Genomic DNA, 15,725 nt, shown 5'->3' with positions numbered 1-15,725 from the left:
GCCGGCGGGGCATGCGATCTCCGGCAGCACGCGTTTCCGCGGCTCCCGATGCCCGGCGCGTGTGTCACTCCGCCGGCTGTGCCGGCTGGCGCAGCATCTGCCGCACGCTGGGCACGGCGTTGCCGCGAGCGGCCAGCTCGTGGGCGATGTCGACCAGGCCCAGGTGCCGCGCGACGTCGGCCGGCGTGCGGCCGAAGGCGTCGGCCGCCTGACGGTCGGCGCCGCGGGCGAGCAGCACGCGGGCGGCCGGCAGCAGGGCGTGCATCGCGCAGGCGTGCAGCGCGGTGACGCCGCGCTGGTCGGCGTGGTCCAGCCGCGCGCCGGCATCCAGCAGCACCGGCAGCAGCGCGGCCAGGTGGGTGGCGTCGCAGGCGGCGCCGGGCTTGAACTGCGCGCCGAGCAGCAGCAGCAGCGCGGTCTTGCCTTCGGCGTCGGCGCGGTCCACCTCGGCATCGTGCTTGAGCAGGACGTCGAACAGGCGCCGTGCGCGCAGGCTGTCGTTGTGCTCGAAGCCGAACTGTGCGGCGGCGTGCAGCGCGGTACGTCCACGGGCATCGGCCGCGCGGACGTCCGCGCCGGCGGCGAGCAGGCGCTCGGCGAGCTCCGGATAACCCAGGCCCGCGGCGATCATCAGCGCGGTGGTCTCGCCGGGCAGGCGCTGGTCGGCCGCCACGCCGCGGTCGAGCAGCAGGCCCACCAGCGTGTTGCGGCGTGCGGCCACGGCGGCGGCCAGCGGCGTCACGCCCGTCGCCGCCGGCAGCGTGGCGTCGGCGCCGGCGTCCAGCAGTCGCAGTGCGATGTCGAGGTGCCCGGCGCCGCAGGCGTGCAGCAGCGCGGTGGCGCCCTGCGCGTCGCGGGTGTCGACCGGGAAGCCGAGCTCGAGCAGGCGCTCGACCGCGGTGAGCGCGCCGGCGCGGGCCGCCGCGGGCAGGTCCTCGGCGGCGAGCGCGCGCCGCGGTCGAGCCCAGTCGCCCCAGTGCAGCCAGTGCTGGATCGCGTCGTGCTCCAGGGCCAGGCCGAGCGGCGTCTCGCCGTTGGCGTCGGCGGCCTCGGCGTCGGCACCGTGCGCGATCAGGGCGCGCACTAGCGGCAGCGCCGTCTCGCCGTGTTCGATCGCGGCGAACAGCGGCGTGCGGCCGCTGGCATCACGGACGTTGGGATTGCAGCCCCGTGCCAGCAGCGCCTCCAGCAGCGCCGTGCAGCGGTAGGTGGCGGCCAGGTGCAGCGGTGTGCGTTCGCGGGCATCGGGGCCGAATGGATCCGCACCGGCGCCGAGCAGCGCCAGTGGCAGGGGCGAACCCGCCGCGGCCTCGCCCAGTGTCGTCAGCGCCTGCGCGAGCAGGCCGGCGCCGGCCGGCGTGGCACCCGCCTGCAGCAGGCCTTCGACCGCCTCGCTGGCGTCCGGCAGTCGGGCCAGCAACGCGTCGAACAGGCGCCGGCCGGGTCGCGCGTCGACCGCGGGCAGGGTCGCTTCGGCGGACAGGCCGTGCTCGAGCAGCCACCGCCGCGCCGCGCCGAGCCCGGGCTGGGTCAGCTCCAGGTAGCACTGCGCCAGCCGCTCCATCGGCCAGCCGCGCGCGCGCTCGGCGAACGCCGACACCACCGCCCACTGGCCGGCACGCAACGCCTCGAGCAGCGGTTCGGGGCCGTCGGTGCCCTCGGCCGGCGCCTCGCCGCCCAGGCTGGCGGGCAGCGGCGACTGCGGATCGAGCAAGGCGACCAGGTCCCAGCGGCCGGCCGTGGCGGCATGGTCGAGCGGGCTGCGGCCGTCGCTGCCGACCCGCGTCGGTTCGGCGCCGAGCGCGAGCAGGGCGCGCACGGTCTCGGCGTCGGCACGGGGCGACTGGCAGGCGAGGGTGAGCGCGTCGCGGCCGTGGCTGTCGCGCGCCAGCGCGTCCGCGTGCGCCTCGGCCAGCGCCTGCACCAGGCCGCTGGCGCCACTGCGCGCGGCTTCCATCAGGGCGGTGGTGCCGTTGCGGTCGGCCAGATTGGGATCGGCGCCGGCGGCGAGCAGGGTTCGCGCGATCTGCTCGTGGCCTTCGGCGGCGGCGGCCATCAGCGCGCTGCGGTGATGCAGGTCGGTGGCGTTCACCGGCGCGCGGTGCTTGAGCAGCAGCTTGATGCCGCTGGGATCGTCGTCGGCGATGCCGGCGGCGGCGACCAGCGCCGGTTCGCCCTCGGGCGGTGCCGGCTTGGCGCCGTGTTCGAGCAGGAACTTGGCGAGCGGCCAGTTGGCCGCGCGACAGGCGGCGGCCAGCGGGCTGACGCCCGCCTTGTTGAGGGCGTTCACGGGGGCGGCCGCATCGAGCAGCATCGCGGCCACGATCGGTTCGCCGCTGAGCGCGGCGCCGTGCAGGGGCGTGTTGCCCTCGCCGTCCGTTGCCAGCGGGCTGGCGCCGTTGGCCAGCAGGGTCATCACCGCCTCGGCGCGACCGTGCCAGCTGTCACGGGTGGCCGCCAGCAACGCCGTCACGCCGCCGCTGGCGCGGTTGACGTCGGCGCCCTTGGCGATCAGTGCGCGCAGCAGGCGGGTGTCGGGCAGCAGCGCGGCGAGGGTGAGTACCGGACGCTGGTCTCGCTCGCCGGGCGCGGGCGCGGCATTCGGGTCGGCGCCCGCCTCCAGCAGGACCAGCGCGCGCTCGATGTCGCCGGCGCGGGTGGCGGCGAGCAGGGCCGCGCCCTGCGCGGGTGCGCCGGCGGTGCGCTCCTCCTCGCTCAGCGCGACCGGGCGCGGCGCCGGCGGTGCGGGAAAGTCCGCCGGCAGCGGCGCGTCCTCGGCGCGCCGGCGCGGCCGCGAGCGCTCGCACAGCAGCGCGCGCAGGGTGCGATTGGCGATCAGCAGGCAGCCCAGCGGCAGCAGCGCCAGGCCGTAGACCGCCAGCGCCGCCGCGCGCAGTTCCGCCGGCAGCACGCCGTAAAGCCCGCTCAGCGCGATCGCGGCGAAGGCCAGCACCAGCAGCGCCAGGGCGGCCGGCAGGAAGTGGCTGAAGAACCGCTCCTCGCGCGCCAGGTGCCGGCCGAAGGCGAGGCTGCGCGCGGTGGCGGTGAAGATCCACGAGCCGTCGCTCTGCTCCGGGTAGGCGTCATCCCAGACGAACACCAGCCCGAACGCCGGCCACACCCGCCACAGCGCCACCAGCGCGACGACCAGCGCCGCGGCCAGCAGCAGCGCGCCGCTGAGCGAGGGTTGCCGGTGCAACTCGAGCATCGGCCAGGCGATCAGCAGGAACACCAGCGCCACGTAGCCGGTGAACATGACCAGGTGCGCCGCGCCCCGGCGCAGCACGGTACGGCGGAAGCGGGGCTCCGGATCGAAACCGATGGCGTGGCACACCGCGGCCATCGTCAGGGCGTTGGCCAGCAGCAGCGGGATCAGCGCGAGCGGATGCGCCCCCAGGGCGGCGACCGCCACGGCGATCCATCCGGGCAGGAACCATGTCGCTCCCTGCAGGAGCGGCGGCGGGCGGCGGCGCGATCGGGGTTCGTTCATTGCGCGAGTATAGGAAGCGTCGACGCGGCAGACGGTAACGCCGCGTTAACCGCGACGCCACGTTTCACGCGTCGCGATCGTCCGCGGTGCTGCGCTGCAGCTGGTTGGCGACGGCGAGGGTCTCCTTCGGCGGCAGCTGCAGGTGCCAACCCTGGGCGCGAAGGTTCTGCAGCACCACGCGGCTGTCCTCGCGCGGCAGACGGCGCTGCTCGTCCAGCTGCACTTCGAGCACGAAGCGCAGCTCGCCGAGCAGCAGCGCGAGCGACTCGGGCAACACGCCGAATTCGTCGCGCTCGGCAAGCCACACGTAGGTATCGGGTTTGCGCTGGCTGGCGTAGACGAAACAGTGCATGGACGACTCCGATGCAGTGGCGCGATCACGAGGACGCGAAGGGTAGCAGCGGCGCGCGCAAATGCTGCGGTCGCACTTGCAAGCCCCTGGGTGGCTGGGCAGAGTGTCGCCCGGGAACGTCAAACGCGCGTATGAAATAAGCGCCGCGCCGTTGCCATGCCACCCCGAGCCGCGTCTTCAGAATAAGCAGGAGCAAGCGATGCCTATGTCTTTTCGTTCCGTTCCGGGCGCCGCCGCCCGGCCCTTTGCGCTGGCCGCACTGAGCCTCGCCATCGCCGGCGCGCTGGCGTTGCCGCAGGGCGCACATGCCAGCGCCTTCCAGCTGAAGGAAAACAGCGCCAAGGGCATGGGCCGTGCCTACGCCGGTTCGGCGACCGCCGGCGGCGATGCCTCGGTGGTGGCCAACAACCCGGCGGCGATGACCGACCTGGACGGCACCTACCTGCAGGCGGACGTCACCGCGATCAACTTCAGCGCCCGCTTCAGCGGCACGGCACACGACGCGCTGGGCCGGCCGATCAGCGGCGGCAACGGCGGCGATGCCGGCACCACGCTGCCGGTGCCCGCTCTGTTCCTCGCCAGCAAGGTGTCCGACCGCGTGCACCTGGGCCTGGGCTTCTCGGTGCCGTTCGGCTTCCAGACCGAGTACGGCCGCAACTGGATGGGCCGCTACAACGCCATCAAGTCGCACTTCCAGTCGCTGGACACCACCCTGTCCGCTTCGTTCGACGTGACCGACACCTTCAGCCTGGGCGTCAGTGCGATCGCGCAGAAGACCTCCGCCGAGCTCACCTCGGCGATCAACTTCAACGGCGTGGCGCTGGGCCTGATCCAGCAGGGCGCCGCCGGCGGCCTGATCCCGCCGGCCGCCGTGCCGACCTACATGAACCTGGTGGGCGCCGTGGTGCCGCCGGGCTCGGACGGCCTGGCCCGCATCAAGGGCGACGACTGGGGCTACGGCTGGCAGGTCGGCGCCTACTGGAAGCTCACGCCGAACGACAAGCTCGCCTTCAACTACCGCTCGAAGATCGACCACACGCTGGAAGGCACCGGCAACTTCACCGTGCCGGCCAACGTGACCGCGCTGCTGTCCAGTCCGCAGGTGGCGCCGCTGCTCGCGGGGCTGGGTGGCGTGCCGTTCACCCACACCACTGGCCGGGCCGACTTCACCACGCCCGCCACCGCCGGCTTCAGCTACTGGCACCAGGCCGAGAAGTTCGGCCTCGGCATCGACCTGAACTGGACCAAGTGGGACGTGTTCAAGGAGCTGCGCGTGCAGTACGGCAACCCCGCGCAGCCGGACAGCGTGGAAACCTTCAACTGGCGCAATACCTGGTACGCGGCGATCGGCGGCGACTACTACGTCAACGACAAGCTGACCCTGCGCGCCGGCATCTCGGTCGACACCACGCCGACGTACAACGCTACCCGCGACGCCCGCGTGCCCGACTCCACCCGCAAGTTCGCCGCGGTGGGTCTGGGCTACAGGGCCAGCGAGCACTTCGAGATCAACGCCTCGTACGCGCACATCTTCGTCAACCATGCGCACGTCAATACGGTCAGCCCGACCGGCGACGTGCTCACGGGCGACTTCGACGACTACGGCAATCTGCTCAGCCTGTCGGCGCAGTACAAGTTCTGATCGTCCGCAAGCCAGGCCTCCCCGCGCCCGCGGGGAGGCTTTTTTTTGCCCGCGGCATGGCGGGTGCGCACGAGGCGCGTCAGCCGTTGCGCAGCGGCTTGTCGCCCTGGTCGCTGGCGATGTAGTTGCCCTCGCCGGGTGGCTCGTCGAGGGCGGAGGTGCGGTCCTCCTGCAGGCCGACGCCGCTCTGTCCGGCCGGGCGCGCGCGGTAGCCCGGCCGGGTCGTATCCGAGGAGTGCTCGCGGTGGCCGGCGTCCTGCGGCACGTGCCGCGCAGCGGGCCGGTCCTGTTCCTGCGCCTGCAGGGCCGCGCCGCTGGGTTCGCCGCCCGCTCCGCCCGGGCCGCTCTGCGGACCGGCGTCCACCCCGGCCGGATCCGGGGCGCGCTCGTCGTTGGAAGGTGCTCTGGCCATGGCCGGCTCCTGCGGGTTGCCAGCGCGCAGTGTCGCCAGCTCCCCGTCGCCAGCGCGTGGACACGGCGGCGTTCAACCGTGCCGCAGCAGCAGCTCGAGCAGGCGGCGGAAGCGCGGGCCGTACGGCGGGCGCAGCAGGCCGGCGCCGTTCCAGCGCGCCTGGACGAACACCGGCTTGAGGTGCGAGAAGGTGTCGAAGCCCGCCTTGCCGTGGTAGCCGCCCATGCCGGAGGCCCCGACGCCGCCGAACGGCAGCCCGTGCTGGGCGAGGTGATAGAGGGTGTCGTTGAGGGTGACGCCGCCGGCGCGGGTACGGGCGATCACCGCGTCGACGGCGGCCCGGTCGCGCTCGAACAGGTACAGCGCCAGCGGGTGCGGGCGGGCGTTCACGTAGTCGATCGCCTGCGCCAGGCTGTCGTAGGGCACCACCGGCAGCAGCGGGCCGAAGATCTCCTCGCGCATCACCCTCGCATCGTCGGGAACGTCCAGCAGCAGCTGCGGGGGAAACAGCCGTCGCGCGGGGTCGGCCGCGCCTTCGGCCAGCGGCACGATGCGGGCGCCGGCCGCGGCGGCCTCGTCGCGCAGTGCCGCCATGCGCGCGAAGTGCCGGTCGGAGGCCAGGCTGGCGTACTGCCGGTTGTGTGCCAGGTCGGGATACAGCCGTGCCGCAACCGCACGGGCGCGCGCGGCGAAGGCCTCGATCCGTGCCCGTGGCAGCAGCACGTAGTCCGGCGCGACGCAGGTCTGGCCCGCGTTAAGCAGCTTGCCGATCAGGATGCGCTCGACCGCGTGGTCCAGGTCGCCGCCGGGGCCCAGGATGGCCGGCGACTTGCCGCCGAGCTCCAGCGTCACCGGCGTCAGGTTGGCCGCCGCGGCGCGCATCACCTGGTGGCCGACCGCGGTGGAGCCGGTGAACAGCAGATGGTCGAACGGCAGCGCGGTGAACGCCTGCGCCACTGCCGCATCGCCGGTGACCACCACCACCTCGTCGTCGGCGAAGCGGCGTGCCACCTGTTCGGCGAACAGGGCGGCGAAGCGCGGCGTGAACTCGCTCATCTTCACCATGGCGCGGTTGCCGGCGACCAGCGCGTCCACCAGTGGCCCGACGGCCAGGAACAGCGGGTAGTTCCACGGCACCACGATGCCGACCACGCCGCGCGGCTGCGGCACCAGCCGATTGCGCCCGGGCCGGAAGGCCAGGCTGGTCGGTGCGCGGCGCGGCCGCATCCAGCGCCGGCCGTGGCGCAGCGCGTGGTGGACCGCGGAGAGCGAGGGAAACAGCTCCAGGTCGGTCTCCTCGGCAGGGCGCTGACCGAAGTCCGCGTCGATCGCCGCAGCGAACGCGGCGCGCTGTTCGCGCAGCATGCGCGCGAGGCGGCGCAGGCGGTCGGCGCGCACCGGCCAGGCCGGCAGCGGGTCGCGCGCCTGCGCGCTGCGCAGGCGGTGCAGGGTGGTGATCAGCTCCGTGGTGTCGGCCATGACGCGCGCTTGCTGGGGTAGGGCGTCATCCTCGCACGAGCCCTGCGCCGGCGACCGCCGTCCCCCGAAGATTGTCGGCGCCCGGATCCGGCCGTCCGGCCGGCGCCCCGGCGAAGGCAGCCCCGCCCCCTCACCCTCGCCCTCTCCCCCCGGAGGGAAGGGGCGCCTTGCGCTTACTCGCCGATGGTCAGCAGCGAGGCGTTGCCGCCGGCCGCGGTGGTGTTGATGGTGAGCGTGCGCTCGCTGGCGAAGCGCAGCAGGTAGTGCGGGCCGCCGGCCTTGGGACCGGTGCCGGAGAGCGCCTCGCCGCCGAACGGCTGCACGCCGACCACCGCGCCGATCTGGTTGCGGTTGACGTAGCAGTTGCCGACACGCGCGCGGCTCTGGATGAAGTTCACCGTGTCGTCGATGCGGCTGTGGATGCCCAGCGTGAGGCCGTAGCCGGTGGCGTTGATCTGGTCGATCACCTCGCCCAGCTCGCTGGCCTTCCAGCGGATCACGTGCAGTACCGGCCCGAAGATCTCGCGCTTGAGCGTCTGCAGCGAGGGGATCTCGTAGGCGCGCGGGGCGAAGAAGGTGCCGTGCGCGGTCGCCGCCGGGTCAAGCGGCACCTCGGCGATCTTCTTCGCTTCGGTGTCCATGCGCGCCGCATGCTCGACGAGGATCTTCAGCGCGTCCGCGTCGATCACCGGGCCGACGTCGGTGGAGAGCAGGCCCGGGTCGCCCACCTTGAGCTCGGCCATGGCGCCGGCGAGCATGCCGATCACCTTGTCGGCGATGTCCTCCTGCACGAACAGCACGCGCGCCGCCGAGCAGCGCTGGCCGGCGGACTGGAAGGCGGCCGAGATCACGTCCTTGACGATCTGCTCGGGCAGCGCGGAGGAGTCGGCAATCATCGCGTTCTGGCCGCCGGTCTCGGCGATCAGCGCGGCGATCGGCGCGTTGCGCGCGGCCAGCGCGCGGTTGATCGCCCAGGCGGTTTCGGTCGAGCCGGTGAAGGCGACGCCGGCCACGCGCGGGTCCTTCGTCAGCGCCGCGCCGACCGTGGCGCCGTCGCCTGGCAGGTACTGCAGCACGTCGGCCGGGATGCCGGCCTCGTGCAGCAGCTTGACCGCGACGTAGCCGATCAGCGAGGTCTGCTCGGCCGGCTTGGCGATCACCGCGTTGCCGGCGGCGAGCGCCGCGGAGACCTGGCCCAGGAAGATCGCCAGCGGGAAGTTCCACGGGCTGATGCAGACGAACACGCCGCGGCCGTTGAGGAACAGCTGGTTGCTCTCGCCGGTCGGGCCGGGCAGTTGTTCGGGCTGACCGAACAGGCGGCGCGCCATGGTCGCGTAGTAGCGCAGGAAGTCGGCCGCCTCGCGGATCTCGGCGATCGCGTCGGGCAGGCTCTTGCCCGCCTCGCGCACGCACAGGGCGATGAACTCGCCGCGGCGCGCCTCGAGCTGGTCGGCGGCATGCTCCAGGATCGCCGCACGGCTGGCGGCCGGCAGGCGGTCCCAGCCCGGCTGCGCGGCCACCGCGTTGGCCAGCGCCTGGTCGGCCATGGCGGCGTCGCCGGGGACGTAGCTGCCGATCACCTGGCGGCGGTCGGCCGGGTTGGTGACCTCGACGGTCGGACCGCTGCTGCTCGCGCCGGGCACCAGCGGGGTGGCCCGCCACGGGCCGGCGTGGCTGTTGACCGCTTCGGCGAGCGAGCGGAGTTCGTTGTCGTTGGAGAAGTTCACGCCCATGGAATTCTTCCGGAGTTCGCCGTACAGATTGACCGGCAGGGGAATGCGCGGGTGAGGGATGGAAGCGAAGCTGCGCACCGTTTCGCACGGATCGGCGACCAGCTCGCGCACCGGCAGGCTCTCGTCCACCACGCGGTTGACGAAGCTGGTGTTGGCGCCGTTCTCGAGCAGGCGGCGTACCAGGTAGGGCAGCAGGTCCTCGTGCGTGCCGACCGGCGCATAGACGCGGCAGGGCACGCCCAGCTTGTCCTTGCCGATCACCTCGGCGTAGAGGTCGGTGCCCATGCCGTGCAGGCGCTGGAACTCGAACGGCCGGCCCTTGGCCAGGTGATGCACCGCGGCGATGGTGTGCGCGTTGTGCGTGGCGAACTGCGGATAGATCAGCTCCACGCCGGCGTCGAACAGCTTGCGCGCGCAGGCCAGGTAGGAGACGTCGGTGTTCGGCTTGCGCGTGTAGACCGGGTAGCCGGCCAGGCCGTTCTCCTGCGCGCGCTTGATCTCCGCGTCCCAGTAGGCGCCCTTGACCAGGCGCACGTACCAGCGCCGGCCGGTGGCGCGCGCGGTCTCGATCAGCCAGTCGATCACGAAGGGCGTGCGCTTGGAGTAGGCCTGCACCACGATGCCGAGCCCGTTCCAGCCTTCCAGCGAAGGGTGCGCGAACACGTCGCCGACGATGTCGAGCGACAGCTCCAGGCGGTCGGCCTCCTCGGCGTCCACCGACAGCGCGATGCCCTGCGCCATGGCCAGCTGCGAGAGCTCCAGCAGCTTGGCGGTGAGGTCGCGCCGCGCGCGCGCGCGGTTGGCCACCTCGTAGCGCGGGTGCAGCGCGGAGAGCTTGACCGAGATCGACGGGGCGTCGGTGTGGTTGGCGAACGGCCCGCGCGCGCCGATGCGGGCGATCGCGCGGCGGTAGTCCTCCTGGTAGCGCTCGGCCGTCTCGGCGGTCAGCGCGGACTCGCCCAGCATGTCGTAGGAATAGCGGTACATCGCGTATTCCTTCTTCGCGCAGCGGTCCAGCGCCTCGTCGATGGTGCGGCCCATCACGAACTGGTGGCCCATGATGCGCATCGCCTGGCGCACGGCCAGGCGGATCGCCGGTTCGCCGGCGCGCGCGACCAGGCGCTTGAGCGCGCCGGTGAAGTCGTGGCGGGTCTCCTCGGCCAGGCTGACCAGCTTGCCGGTGAGCATCAGCCCCCAGGTGCCGGCGTTGACGAACAGCGACTCGCTCTGGCCCAGGTGCTTCTTCCAGTTCGCGTCGCCGAGCTTGTCGCGGATCAGCTTGTCGGCAGTGGCCTTGTCCGGGATGCGCAGCAGCGCCTCGGCCACGCACATCAGCAGCACCCCCTCCTCGGAAGAGAGGTCGTACTGGCGCATGAAGGACTCGACCGCGCTCTGGTCCTTGGCGCGGGCGCGCACGCGGGTGACCAGGTCGGCGGCCAGGTCGATCACCTGCTCGCGTTCGGTCGGCGGCAGGCTGGCCTGGGTGAGCAGGTCGTTGACCGCCTCGGTCTCGTCGCGCAGCCAGGCGGCAGTGATGCGCGCGCGGGCCGGCTCGGCACCGGCGGGGACTTCGGGGCTGAGGATGGGTTCGATCACGGGATGTTCGTCGGGAACCGCGGATGCGGCGGGGAAGCTCGCGATTGTACGCCCCGCACACAGGCGCATGCATCCGTGCGCGGCCGCATCCGGCGGCGCGAGGCGACCTCGGCTCGCGCCCTGATGTGCGGGGATCGCCGCTCCGGGCGAGGCCGGCTGTTTCACCGGACAGCGTGCTCTGATCCAGGTCAGCCCGGTGCGGCATTCTTGCCTAGGGACGACGCGGCGGCCTATCATTCCGCAGTTCCAGGCACGCCGGATGTCCATGATCGTGCTTCGACCAGCTGCCGACGGCGTGTCGTGCGTGACGATGTGGCTACGGCCCAATCGCATGCTCAGCCGTCGCGGACTGCGTCGCCTGATCATGGTGCTGGCGGCTCTGGCGCTGACGACGGCCGGGCTGGGTGCGTGGCAGGGGAACGTTTTCGCTCCGCTGTTTGCCCTGATCGAGTCCTGCGCGATGGCCCTCGCCCTGCGGCAGGCCTGGCGCGCGGGCGACCGCAGCGAACGCATCACCCTCGACGCGTCGTCGCTGGAGGTGCGCTCGCTGCCCGGGCGGCGGCGCGCATGCTTCCAGTCCTACTGGGTGCGCGTGCGGCTGGAGCCCGGCAACGGGCGTGGCCGCCTGCTGCTGGGGTCGCACGGACGCGAGCTGGAAATCGGTTCGTTCCTCGCCGAGGAGGAACGCGCCGCGTTGTCGAGGAAACTCAAGGTGCTGCTGGCGGACGTGCAAGGCCAGCGGCGCGGGTAGGGTCAACAAAGGTGCAAGACATGACATCTGGCGGCATCAGGATCAAGGCATGGGCGGCAGCGGCCTGTGCGCTGTTCAGCGGCGCGGTGTGGGCCAACCCCCAGCCGGGCCAGCTCAACATGACCCGCGGCGTGACCGAGTGGTCGCCCGAACCCTACTTCCTCAACAACGTCGCGCTCGGCGTGTGCACGGCGATCGGCCTGCTGGTGTTCGGCGCGATGTTCATCGCCATGTTCCGCTTCCGCAAATCGCGCGGCGCGGTGGCGGAGAAGTGGTCGCACAACACCATGCTGGAAGTGGTGTGGACCACCGTGCCGGTGCTGATCCTGATCGTGCTGGCCTGGATGTCCACCGGCGGCCTGACCTCCTTCGCCAACACCACCGATTCGCAGATGACCGTGAAGGTCACCGGCTACCAGTGGAAGTGGCGCTACGACTACGTCGACTACCAGGGCAAGGCGATCGATGGCGTCGGCTTCATGTCCAAGCTCGACGAGCAGAGCAACGACACCCGCCAGCTGCGCTCGGGTCTGGATCCGAACGCGGTCAAGGTGGGCGACGAGAACACCTACCTGCTCAACGTCGACAAGCCGCTGGTCGTGCCGGTCGACACCAAGATCCGCTTCGTGATCACCGCCGGCGACGTGATCCACTCCTGGTGGGTGCCGGCGCTGGGCTGGAAGATGGATGCCATCCCGGGCATCGTCAACGCGGCCTGGACCAACATCAAGGTGCCCGGCACCTATCGCGGCCAGTGCGCCGAGCTGTGCGGCCAGGATCACGGCTTCATGCCGATCGTGGTGAAGGCGGTCTCCAAGGCCGAGTTCGCCCAATGGCTGGCGCAGCAGCAGGCCGCCTCCAAGGCGCCGCCGGCCACGCCCGCGACGCCGGCCTCGCCGACCCCGGCCCCCGCTTCCACGACGGCCGCCCCGGCGACCGCCCAGGTCGCCACGGCCGCCAAGGCGCCGGGCAAGCAGGGCTGAGCTTTACAGCCCATCCGCTTTCAAGCATTCGCATTAGGTAGAGGTGCAAGGCCATGGCCCACGCAGCCACCCACGATCACCACGACGAGCACCACGGCGCGCCGTCGAACTTCTTCACGCGCTGGTTCATGTCCACGAACCACAAGGACATCGGCACGCTGTACCTGATCTTCTCGCTGCTGATGTTCTTCATCGGCGGCAGCTTCGCGATGGTGATCCGCGCGGAGCTGTTCAAGCCCGGCATGCAGCTGGTGCAGCCGTACTTCTTCAACGAGATGACCACCATGCATGCGCTGGTGATGATCTTCGGCGCGATCATGCCGGCCTTCGTCGGCCTGGGTAACTGGATGATCCCGCTGATGATCGGCGCGCCGGACATGGCGCTGCCGCGCATGAACAACCTCTCGTTCTGGATCCTGCCGTTCGCCTTTGCGCTGCTGCTGTCGACGCTGTTCCTGCCCGGCGGCGGCCCCGCCGGCGGCTGGACCATGTACCCGCCGCTCTCCCTGCAGAGCAACACGGTGGCCTACGTGGTGTTCGCGATCCACCTGATGGGCATCAGCTCGATCATGGGCGCGATCAACATCATCGCGACCATCCTCAACATGCGTGCCCCCGGGATGGACCTGCTGAAGATGCCGGTGTTCGTGTGGAGCTGGCTGATCACCGCGTTCCTGCTGATCGCCGTGATGCCGGTGCTGGCCGGTGCGGTGACCATGCTGCTGACCGACAAGTACTTCGGCACCAGCTTCTTCAACGCCGCCGGCGGTGGCGACCCGGTGCTGTACCAGCACGTGTTCTGGTTCTTCGGCCACCCCGAGGTGTACATCATGATCCTGCCGGCGTTCGGGATCATCTCGGAAGTGATCCCGACGTTCTCGCGCAAGCCGATCTTCGGCTACAAGGCGATGGTGTTCGCGATCGCCTCGATCGCCTTCCTGTCGTTCATCGTGTGGGCGCACCACATGTTCGCGGTGGGCCTGCCGCTGGGCGCGGAGATCTTCTTCATGTACGCCACCATGCTGATCGCGGTGCCGACCGGCGTGAAGGTGTTCAACTGGGTCTCCACCATGTGGGGCGGCTCGATGACCTTCGAGACGCCGATGCTGTTCGCGATCGGCTTCGTCATCCTGTTCACCATCGGCGGCTTCTCCGGCCTGATGCTGGCGCTGGTGCCGGCCGACTTCCAGTACCACGATACCTACTTCGTGGTGGCGCATTTCCACTACGTGCTGGTGACCGGCGCGGCGTTCTCGATCATGGCCGCGACCTACTACTGGCTGCCGAAGTGGACCGGCCGCATGTACAGCGAGTTCTGGGGCAAGATGCACTTCTGGAACTCGGTGGTGTGGGTCAACGTGCTGTTCTTCCCGCAGCATTTCCTCGGCCTGGCCGGCATGCCGCGCCGCATCCCCGACTACAACGTGGCGTTCGCCAACTTCAACATGATCAGCTCGATCGGCGGCTTCCTGTTCGGCGCCTCGCAGCTGATCTTCCTCGGCGTGATCATCCACTGCGTGTTCTTCTCCAAGAAGAAGGCGACCGACCGCGTGTGGGAAGGTGCCAAGGGCCTGGAGTGGACGGTGCCCTCGCCGGCCCCGCACCACACCTTCGCCCTGCCGCCGGTGATCCACGACGACGAGCTGGCGCACGGCCACGTCGAGGACTGATGGCACCGGGTGACGCCACGGCAACGGCGCGTCGCCCGATCGCGAGACGATGGGCAGGCCAGTGACCAACCAGCAACCGAACCGGCGTGGCGTGCGGCGCACGCTCTGGATCACCGGAACGATCGCGGTGGCGCTGTTCCTGCTCTCGATCCTGAGCATGCTCAGGATCGGCTAGCAGCAAGGTATTCCCCGGTACGCGTGTCGTGCCGGCAAGCAGTTCCCCGTGCGGCACGGCGGGGATGGAAGCAAACGAAGAGAAATCCACGGGGATCACTCATGGGTCAGCAGCAAGGCGCTTATTTCGTACCGGCCAAGAGCCAATGGCCGATCGTGGCCGCAGTGGTCATGTTCGTCACCGTGTTCGGTGCCGCGCACTGGCTCAACGCCGCGCCGGGCGAGGCCGGCTTCGGCAAGACGGTCATCAGCATCGGCTTCCTCGGCGTGCTGGCGATGTTCTTCGGCTGGTTCCGCTCGGTGATCCGCGAGTCGCTGGCCGGCAAGTACGACGCCCAGGTGGACCGGTCGTTCCGCATGGGCATGATGTGGTTCATCTTCTCCGAGGTGATGTTCTTCGGCGCCTTCTTCGGCGCGCTGTTCTACGCCCGCCTGTTCGCCGTGCCGTGGCTGGGTGGCGAGGGCCACGGCGTGCTGACCCACCAGTTCCTGTGGAGCGATTACGCCGCAGCCTGGGGCGCAGGCGGCGGCAATGGTCCCGCGCACATCGGCGGCGACTTCGAGACGGTGGCGCCGTGGGGCCTGCCGCTGCTGAACACGCTGATCCTGCTCACCTCGAGCGTCACCGTGACCATCGCGCATCACGCGCTGAAGGCCGGCCACCGCGGCAAGGTGCTGCTGTTCCTGGGCCTGACCGTGCTGCTGGGCGCCACCTTCGTGTTCGCCCAGGCGCACGAGTACATCGAGGCCTACCGGGAGCTCAACCTCACGCTGCAGACCGGCGTCTACGGATCGACCTTCTTCATGCTCACCGGCTTCCACGGCATGCACGTGACGCTGGGCACGATCATGCTGGCGATCATCTGGCTGCGCGTGCTCAAGGGCCACTTCAACGCCGAGCATCACTTCGGCTTCGAGGCGGTGGCCTGGTACTGGCACTTTGTCGACGTGGTGTGGCTGGGCCTGTTCATGTTCGTCTACATCCTCTGAGCGGCCCGCCGACGCACAGCAGAAAGCCCGCCGATGGCGGGCTTTTTCGTTGCGGCTCGTCTCTTGTAAGCTCGCGATGCCCTGGCTCCTGGCAAGCACCGCTGAAAAAAGCATCGCGGGCAAGCCTGCTCCTACCGGGCGTGGTGCGTGGGCCAATTGTCGCGCAGGCGAATTCCGGCAACCGCCGCCGCTACAATTAACGGCCGACGCCGTGGGGCTGCAGCCAGCCCATCCAGATGCCCAGCATGATCATGGCGATCAGCACGATCGACAGGCCGATGCGCCGGGTCAGCGCCCAGGCGGTGCGCTTGCTGCCGTCCTTGTCGGTCATCATGTAGTAGAGCGCCTGGCCGAGGTTGAACACCACGATCAGGAACATGATCACCAGCGCGATTTTGTAGATGGTTTCCACGTGAGCGGTCCGAACGACTTTCGAGCCGGCAGTATAGCCAC

Annotated in this window: 12 protein-coding genes; 6 read left to right on the top strand and 6 right to left on the bottom strand. The window is 70.6% G+C overall.

All coding sequences use genetic code 11. From position 1 onward, the window contains the following. Positions 1 to 64: 64 nt before the first annotated feature. Both WAT24_RS08375 and WAT24_RS08370 read right to left on the bottom strand, forming a co-directional pair. On the bottom strand, positions 65 to 3,490 hold the full coding sequence (locus tag WAT24_RS08375) for an ankyrin repeat domain-containing protein (RefSeq protein WP_336807391.1): 3,426 nt from the start codon (positions 3,488 to 3,490) through the stop codon (positions 65 to 67). 64 nt (positions 3,491 to 3,554) lie between these two features. Continuing rightward, the gene (locus tag WAT24_RS08370; protein WP_336807390.1) at positions 3,555 to 3,842 is read right to left on the bottom strand and encodes a YcgL domain-containing protein; all 288 of its coding nucleotides are present in this window, start codon (positions 3,840 to 3,842) and stop codon (positions 3,555 to 3,557) included. Positions 3,843 to 4,041: 199 nt separating this feature from the next. Here WAT24_RS08370 and WAT24_RS08365 point away from each other — a divergent pair, with 199 nt between their 5' ends. Beyond that, positions 4,042 to 5,484, top strand: coding sequence for an OmpP1/FadL family transporter (locus WAT24_RS08365; protein ID WP_336807389.1), 1,443 nt, complete (start codon positions 4,042 to 4,044; stop codon positions 5,482 to 5,484). A 79-nt stretch (positions 5,485 to 5,563) separates the two neighbouring features. Here the strand turns inward: WAT24_RS08365 and WAT24_RS08360 are convergent, their stop codons facing one another. The 3 genes from WAT24_RS08360 to putA all read right to left on the bottom strand — a co-directional run bounded on the left by WAT24_RS08360 (position 5,564) and on the right by putA (position 10,773). Beyond that, positions 5,564 to 5,896 (bottom strand): hypothetical protein, encoded by a 333-nt coding sequence (locus tag WAT24_RS08360; RefSeq protein WP_336807388.1) that lies wholly within the window; start codon positions 5,894 to 5,896, stop codon positions 5,564 to 5,566. A 72-nt stretch (positions 5,897 to 5,968) separates the two neighbouring features. Then, on the bottom strand, positions 5,969 to 7,375 hold the full coding sequence (locus WAT24_RS08355; protein WP_336807387.1) for an aldehyde dehydrogenase family protein: 1,407 nt from the start codon (positions 7,373 to 7,375) through the stop codon (positions 5,969 to 5,971). Positions 7,376 to 7,548: 173 nt separating this feature from the next. Then, entirely contained in the window at positions 7,549 to 10,773 is a 3,225-nt protein-coding gene (putA, locus tag WAT24_RS08350; protein ID WP_425605281.1) for a bifunctional proline dehydrogenase/L-glutamate gamma-semialdehyde dehydrogenase PutA, read from the bottom strand. Between the two features lie 241 nt (positions 10,774 to 11,014). On the opposite strand from putA, the gene WAT24_RS08345 reads away from it, so the two are divergent. From WAT24_RS08345 to WAT24_RS08325, 5 genes are all read left to right on the top strand, one after another. Further along, positions 11,015 to 11,455, top strand: coding sequence for a DUF2244 domain-containing protein (locus WAT24_RS08345; RefSeq protein WP_336807516.1), 441 nt, complete (start codon positions 11,015 to 11,017; stop codon positions 11,453 to 11,455). A 20-nt stretch (positions 11,456 to 11,475) separates the two neighbouring features. Beyond that, the gene (coxB, locus tag WAT24_RS08340) at positions 11,476 to 12,438 is read left to right on the top strand and encodes a cytochrome c oxidase subunit II (protein WP_425605280.1); all 963 of its coding nucleotides are present in this window, start codon (positions 11,476 to 11,478) and stop codon (positions 12,436 to 12,438) included. 53 nt (positions 12,439 to 12,491) lie between these two features. Continuing rightward, on the top strand, positions 12,492 to 14,108 hold the full coding sequence (gene ctaD, locus WAT24_RS08335) for a cytochrome c oxidase subunit I (protein WP_336807385.1): 1,617 nt from the start codon (positions 12,492 to 12,494) through the stop codon (positions 14,106 to 14,108). Between the two features lie 49 nt (positions 14,109 to 14,157). Beyond that, a complete protein-coding gene (locus WAT24_RS08330) occupies positions 14,158 to 14,283 on the top strand; it encodes a hypothetical protein (protein ID WP_336807384.1) in 126 nt (41 codons plus the stop codon). 101 nt (positions 14,284 to 14,384) lie between these two features. Continuing rightward, positions 14,385 to 15,272 (top strand): cytochrome c oxidase subunit 3, encoded by an 888-nt coding sequence (locus WAT24_RS08325; RefSeq protein ID WP_336807383.1) that lies wholly within the window; start codon positions 14,385 to 14,387, stop codon positions 15,270 to 15,272. Between the two features lie 196 nt (positions 15,273 to 15,468). On the opposite strand, the gene WAT24_RS08320 is transcribed toward WAT24_RS08325, so the two are convergent. Continuing rightward, positions 15,469 to 15,684 carry a twin transmembrane helix small protein gene (locus tag WAT24_RS08320; RefSeq protein ID WP_231349938.1) on the bottom strand — a complete coding sequence of 72 codons (216 nt, stop codon included), beginning with the start codon at positions 15,682 to 15,684 and terminating at the stop codon, positions 15,469 to 15,471. Between the last annotated feature and the right edge of the window lie 41 nt (positions 15,685 to 15,725).

The sequence above is a fragment of the Fulvimonas yonginensis genome (genome assembly GCF_037137055.1).
Classification (GTDB): Bacteria; Pseudomonadota; Gammaproteobacteria; order Xanthomonadales; family Rhodanobacteraceae; genus Frateuria_A; species Frateuria_A yonginensis.
Note: the sequence above shows the minus strand (reverse complement) of the source record. Positions and strands in the feature narration are given on the sequence as shown.

What these genes read in the sequence shown, in the direction of transcription:
- WAT24_RS08375 (WP_336807391.1), bottom strand. Translation starts at nt 3,490, where the DNA reads ATGAACGAACCCCGATCGCGCCGCCGCCCGCCGCCGCTCCTGCAGGGA.
- WAT24_RS08370 (WP_336807390.1), bottom strand. Translation starts at nt 3,842, where the DNA reads ATGCACTGTTTCGTCTACGCCAGCCAGCGCAAACCCGATACCTACGTG.
- WAT24_RS08365 (WP_336807389.1), top strand. Translation starts at nt 4,042, where the DNA reads ATGCCTATGTCTTTTCGTTCCGTTCCGGGCGCCGCCGCCCGGCCCTTT.
- WAT24_RS08360 (WP_336807388.1), bottom strand. Translation starts at nt 5,896, where the DNA reads ATGGCCAGAGCACCTTCCAACGACGAGCGCGCCCCGGATCCGGCCGGG.
- WAT24_RS08355 (WP_336807387.1), bottom strand. Translation starts at nt 7,375, where the DNA reads ATGGCCGACACCACGGAGCTGATCACCACCCTGCACCGCCTGCGCAGC.
- putA (WP_425605281.1), bottom strand. Translation starts at nt 10,773, where the DNA reads ATGCGCCTGTGTGCGGGGCGTACAATCGCGAGCTTCCCCGCCGCATCC.
- WAT24_RS08345 (WP_336807516.1), top strand. Translation starts at nt 11,015, where the DNA reads ATGTGGCTACGGCCCAATCGCATGCTCAGCCGTCGCGGACTGCGTCGC.
- coxB (WP_425605280.1), top strand. Translation starts at nt 11,476, where the DNA reads ATGACATCTGGCGGCATCAGGATCAAGGCATGGGCGGCAGCGGCCTGT.
- ctaD (WP_336807385.1), top strand. Translation starts at nt 12,492, where the DNA reads ATGGCCCACGCAGCCACCCACGATCACCACGACGAGCACCACGGCGCG.
- WAT24_RS08330 (WP_336807384.1), top strand. Translation starts at nt 14,158, where the DNA reads ATGGGCAGGCCAGTGACCAACCAGCAACCGAACCGGCGTGGCGTGCGG.
- WAT24_RS08325 (WP_336807383.1), top strand. Translation starts at nt 14,385, where the DNA reads ATGGGTCAGCAGCAAGGCGCTTATTTCGTACCGGCCAAGAGCCAATGG.